Genomic DNA, 5241 nt, shown 5'->3' with positions numbered 1-5241 from the left:
ACCGCCGGCCGCTCGACGATCGCGCCAAGACCCAGCGCGCCGTACCGACCGAACACGGGCACCGGCGTCTCGAACAGCGTGCCGCGCCCACCGGTGTCGACGATGACGAACGCGTCGTCGACCGTCGTGGTGCGCGTGGCTGCCGACCCCCCGGTGTCGGCCAGGCGACGGCCGAGCCCGAGCAGGGCCAGGTCGCCGGCGTCATCGATGCGCACGAGGTGCGCGGCGCGGTCGGCATGCTCGACCATCACGCCGAGCGGTTGCGTTCGCCCGTCGGCGGAGGCATCGAGGGCCGGCACCACACGGAGGGCCTCGACGACGGCGCGGGCGACGAAGGCGACCGGGCCGAGGGGGACTCCGAGTCGGCGCTCGATGTCGCCGAAGCGCGCCCGGATCAGCGCGACGAGGTCGGTGACGTCGACCTCGACGACGGCCGTCGCCCGGTCCTGCACCGCTGACGGCATGCCGGCCGGCGGGGCGGCGTCGCGCGGCGCGACCGCATGCCGCTGCGGGATCGCCTCCGCGGGCGGCGTCCGGACGGCCACGCCGCCGCCGGACGCCACCTCCGACTCGGCAGCCGCGAGCACGTCGCGCGGCGTGACCCGCCCGCGAGGGCCGGTGCCGTGCAGCAACTCGAGCGCGATCCCGTGCGCGCCGGCCAGTCGGCGGACGCGGGGCGAATGTCGGTGCCGCGGTCCCGAGCGGGCGGTGCTGACAGGCCCGGCCGAAGCGTGGCCGATCGACGCGTCCGGCGGCGGTGCGGGTGCGGCCGTCGGTTGGACCACCGGCGGTGCAGGCGGCGCCGATGCGGCGACAGGGATTGCACTGATCACGCCGAGCAGCGTGCCGACCGACACCGTCGCGTCCTCGCCGACGACGATCTCGAGCAACGTTCCCGCGCCGGGCGAGGGGACCTCGGTGTCGACCTTGTCCGTCGCGATCTCGAGCAGCGGTTCGTGCTCGGCGACCTGCTCGCCGACCTGCTTGAGCCAGCGGGTGACGGTGCCCTCGGCGACCGTCTCCCCCAGCTGCGGCATGGTGACCTCGATGTTCACGACTGCAGGGCCTTCTCCACCGTCGTTGCGACCACGTCGGCCGACGGGATGACCAGGTCCTCGAGCGAATCCGCCGCCGGTAGCGGGATGTGCGGCGTCGTGATCCGCTGGATCGGGCCGTCGAGGTCCCAGAACGACTCCTCGGCGACGATCGAGGCGATCTCGGCGCCCCAGCCGAGCAGCCGCGGGTTCTCCTCCACCGTGAACAACCGCCCGGTCTTCGCAATCGAGCCGAGGATGGTGCGGGTGTCGAGCGGGACGAGCGACCGGACGTCGATGACCTCGGCCTCGATGCCGTGTGCGGCGAGCTGGTCGGCGGCATCCAGAGCCCGGCGCACGGTGAGGCCGAGCGACAGGATGGTGGCATCGCTGCCCGGCCGGCGCACAACCGCTGTGCCGAGCTCGTCGACGATGTCACCGTCGGGGACCTCGCCCTTGGACGCGTAGAGCCCCTTGTGCTCGAAGAACAGCACCGGGTCGTCGCTGCGGATCGCGGCGGCCATGAGGCCGACGACGTCGCGCGGCGTCGACGGCGTGACGACCTTCAGCCCCGGCACCGCCATCGCCCAGTTCTCGATCGCCTGCGAGTGCTGCGCCCCGAAGCGCAGACTCCCGCCGTTGCCGGTCTTGATGACGAGCGGCAGCGTCACCTGGCCCGCCGTCATGTAGCGCGTCTTGGCGATCTCGTTGACGACGATGTCCCAGCACACGGCGAAGAAGTCCGAGAACATGACCTCGGCGACGGGCCGCAGCCCGGTCATCGCAGCGCCCATCGCCGCGCCGAGGATCGCCTGCTCGGCGATCGGCGTGTCGATGACACGCTGCGGCCCGAACTCGGCGAGCAGCCCGACTGTCGTCTTGAAGACGCCGCCGGCACCGGCGACGTCCTCGCCGACGAGCACGACCCGGTCGTCGCGCCGCATCTCCTGCGCGATGCCCCGCGCGACCGCGTCCCGGTAGGTCAGTTCCGCCACGACGAGCCTCCGTCCGCCCAGAGGTCGGTGAACGCGCTCGCCGGCTCGGGCAGCTCGCCGGCGATCGCCTCCTCAGTGGCCTGGTCGACGGCGACCGCGACCTCCTTGTCGATCACGTCCAGGTCGTCCGCCGCGACGCCGAGCCGCACGAGGCGACCGCGGTACAGCGTGATCGGGTCGTACGCCTTCCAGGCCTCGACCTCGTCGGCCGGGCGGTACTTGCCGGGATCGGCCCGCGAGTGGCCGCCGTGCCGGTAGGTCAGGGCCTCGACGAGGGAGGGCCCCTCGCCGCTGCGGGCGCGCTCGAAGGCGGCGGTGGCCGCCAGGTAGACCTCGTCAGCGTCGTTGCCATCGACCACCACCGGGTCGAGCCCGTACGCCGAGGCCCGGTCGGCCGCCGGATGCGCGACCGCGGTGATGTCGGCGATCGACGTGTACTCCATGTACAGGTTGTTCTCGCAGACGAACACGATCGGCAGCTTGTAGACCGCCGCGTAGTTGAGCGCCTCGTGGAAGGCGCCGATGTTGGTGGTGCCGTCGCCGAAGAAGCAGGTCGTCACCTGTCCAGAACCGCGGTACTGCGCCGACCAGGCCGCGCCGTTCGCGATCGTCATGTGCGCGCCGATGATCGCGTACGAACCCAGCATGCCGTGCTCGACGCTGGTGAGGTGCATCGAGCCGCCCTTGCCGCCCATCAACCCGTTCGCGCGGCCGAGCAGCTCGGCCAGCACCGGCGTCATCGGCACGCCGCGGGCCAGCGTGTGCGCGTGACCGCGGTAGGTCGCGAAGGTGAGGTCGTCGCTGCGCATCGCCGCCCCGAACCCGGCCGAGATGGCCTCCATGCCGAGCGAGAGGTGGCTGGTGCCCTTCACCAGCTGGCGCATGAACAGGTCGTAGGCGCGCTTCTCGAACTGCCGCATCTCCTGCAACTTGCGGTAGATCGCCAGCCTCGTCTCCAGTGGCACCGGCGCGTCGTCGTGCCGGGTCTGGTCGTCCGGCGGCAGCACGACGCCGTGCGCGCCGTACTCGTGGTCGGACAGGGGCAGCCTCACGCGAGACCTCCTCGGTACGGACGGGTGTTGATGTGCGACTGGCTGTCGCGCTCGACCGACAGGAAGCCACCGGTCGTGTAGTAGCGCTTGCCGGCCACGAGCAGCTCCTCGGCCGGGAACTTGGTGATGACCTCGCAGCCGGTCTCGGTCACGACGATCTCCTCCTCGATCCGCGCCGCTCCCCACCCGTCGTCGGCCGGCCAGTAGGTCTCGAGCGCGAACACCTGACCCACCTCGAGCGTCTCGGGGTTGTCGAGCGAGGTCAGCCGGCTGAAGATCGGCCGCTCCCAGATGCTCAGCCCGACGCCGTGGCCGTACTGCAGGGCGAAGGCCGCCTCCTCGTCGGCGAAGCCGAACTCCTGCGCCGTCGGCCAGACCTGCACGATCTCGGCGGTGGTCGCCCCAGGCTTCACCAGGTCGATGGCGTTGTCCATCAGCTCGCGGCAGATCTTGTACGCGCCCCGCTGGGCCGCCGACGCGCTGCCGACGGCGAAGGTGCGGTAGTAGCAGGTGCGGTAGCCCTGGTAGCTGTGCAGGATGTCGAAGAACGCGGGGTCGCCCGGGCGGATGAGCCGGTCGGAGAAGACGTGCGGGTGCGGTGAGCAGCGCTCGCCCGAGATCGCGTTGACGCCCTCGACGTACTCGGAGCCGAGGTCGAACAGCTTCTTGCTGACCAGGCCGACGCACTCGTTCTCGCGGACGCCGGGGCGCAGGAAGTCGTAGAGATCCTCGTAGGCCGCGTCGACCATGGACGCCGCCTGGGTGAGCAGGCCGATCTCGTCCGGGGTCTTGATCCGGCGTGCCTCGAGGAAGACCGGTTGCCCGTCGACGACCGGGAAACCCAACGCCTGCAGGGCGAACAGCACCGGGGGCTCGACGACGTCCACGCCGATCGGTTGCCCCTCGAGGCCGAAGTCGGCCATCACCTGCGCGATCTTGGCGGCGACGTCGGCGGCGCGCCCCGCACCGGCCGGGATCGCACCGCGCAGCGTCGAGATGCCGGCGCGGGCGCCGTAGTGCGGCCCGCGTCCGGCCGCGTCGTGCGGGGCGTCGAGCCACGGCGACTGCAACTGGTGATGCCGCGCCGCCGACCCGAAGTCCCACAGCACGGGGTCACCGCCGCGCGGCAGCAGCGCGAACCGGATCATCTTGTCCATCGCCCACGTGCCGATGTGGGTGGCGGTCATGTACCGGATGTTGTGGAAGTCGAAGGTCAGCAGTGCGCCGAGCTCCGAGCGGTCGAGTTCGGCCTTCAGCTTCTGCAGCCGCTCGCGACGCAGGCGGTCGATGTCGAGGCGGTCCTCCCAGTCGACGTGGGAGGTACCGAACGTCGCCGAAACCATGATGTGTCTCCTTCGCGGGCTCAGACGAGCGCAGCGGTGAGGTCGTCGAGTGATGGACGGGAGCGCAGGTACGCGGCCGCATTGGCCTCGCGCTCCTCGCGCCGGTAGTACGCGATCTCGACGAGCTCGAGGGCCAGCCCGTCGGGATCGCTGAAGTAGACCCAGCGCCACCCGCTCAGCGGGCCGCTGTCGACGACATTGACGTCGGAGTAGAACTGCACACCCTTCGCCTCGAGCGCCGCCTTGGTCGCCCGCACGTCCGCCACCTTGAAGCAGACGTGGGCAGCCCCGAGATGATGGTTCGGCACCGGTGCGGTGCTGGTCGGCGGACGGTTGGCGTACTCGATCAGCTCCATCGTCGAGTGCTCGCCGACCCACAGACTCACCTGGCGCAGGCGGGCGTCCGGGACACCGACGCCCCGCGCGAGGTCCGGCCCGTCGAACCACGGCGTCGGCTCGTTGGCGAAGGGCAGCCCGAGCACGTCGTGGTAGAACCAGATCGACCGGTCGAGGTCACGCACCACGAGTCCGACGTGGTGGACGGCCTGCAGCTCGATGCTCATGACGTGGTCACCGCACCCGGCGTGACCAGCACCTTGAGCTGGTCGCCACGGGGGTCGACGAGCACGTCGAACCCGTCGACGACGACGTCCTCGAGCCCGATGCGACGGGTGACGGCCTTGCTCACCGGGTACTTCCCGGAGGCAATGAGTCGGATGACGCGGGGCCAGTCGGTGATCAGGTAGCACCAGCTGCCGATTAGGCTGACGTCCCTCTCCGACAACGCCATCGCGTCGAGCGTCGCCGGCTTGGTGTG

Annotated in this window: 5 protein-coding genes and 1 pseudogene; all 6 read right to left on the bottom strand. The window is 71.0% G+C overall.

Annotated features, from left to right (window positions below):
* Positions 1-1055: biotin/lipoyl-containing protein (locus ACTHMS_RS09115; RefSeq protein WP_440306343.1), on the bottom strand; the 1055-nt coding region annotated here is incomplete at its 3' end.
* The gene (locus ACTHMS_RS09110) at positions 1052-2029 is read right to left on the bottom strand and encodes an alpha-ketoacid dehydrogenase subunit beta (protein WP_440306342.1); all 978 of its coding nucleotides are present in this window, start codon (positions 2027-2029) and stop codon (positions 1052-1054) included. The genes ACTHMS_RS09110 and ACTHMS_RS09115, both read right to left, overlap by 4 nt.
* Positions 2017-3081: a thiamine pyrophosphate-dependent dehydrogenase E1 component subunit alpha gene (locus ACTHMS_RS09105; protein WP_440306341.1), complete on the bottom strand. Its 1065-nt coding sequence runs from the start codon at positions 3079-3081 to the stop codon at positions 2017-2019. The genes ACTHMS_RS09110 and ACTHMS_RS09105 overlap by 13 nt, the downstream gene beginning before the upstream one ends.
* The gene (locus tag ACTHMS_RS09100; protein ID WP_440306340.1) at positions 3078-4424 is read right to left on the bottom strand and encodes a M24 family metallopeptidase; all 1347 of its coding nucleotides are present in this window, start codon (positions 4422-4424) and stop codon (positions 3078-3080) included. Before ACTHMS_RS09100 ends, ACTHMS_RS09105 begins: the two co-directional genes overlap by 4 nt.
* A gap of 20 nt (positions 4425-4444) precedes the next feature.
* Complete coding sequence (locus ACTHMS_RS09095; protein WP_440306339.1) at positions 4445-4987, bottom strand: VOC family protein; 543 nt, start codon at positions 4985-4987, stop codon at positions 4445-4447.
* Positions 4984-5241: pseudogene (locus ACTHMS_RS09090) on the bottom strand (zinc-binding dehydrogenase); the annotation flags it as partial. The gene ACTHMS_RS09095 and the pseudogene ACTHMS_RS09090, both read right to left, overlap by 4 nt.

Source organism: Jatrophihabitans sp., from assembly GCF_051960575.1.
GTDB lineage: Bacteria > Actinomycetota > Actinomycetes > Mycobacteriales > Jatrophihabitantaceae > JBQCEE01.
This window is presented reverse-complemented; position numbering and strand designations above follow the sequence as displayed.

Bases quoted from the DNA above. Each gene is read 5' to 3' on its own strand.
- ACTHMS_RS09100 (WP_440306340.1), bottom strand. From the start codon at position 4,424: ATGGTTTCGGCGACGTTCGGTACCTCCCACGTCGACTGGGAGGACCGC.
- ACTHMS_RS09095 (WP_440306339.1), bottom strand. From the start codon at position 4,987: ATGAGCATCGAGCTGCAGGCCGTCCACCACGTCGGACTCGTGGTGCGT.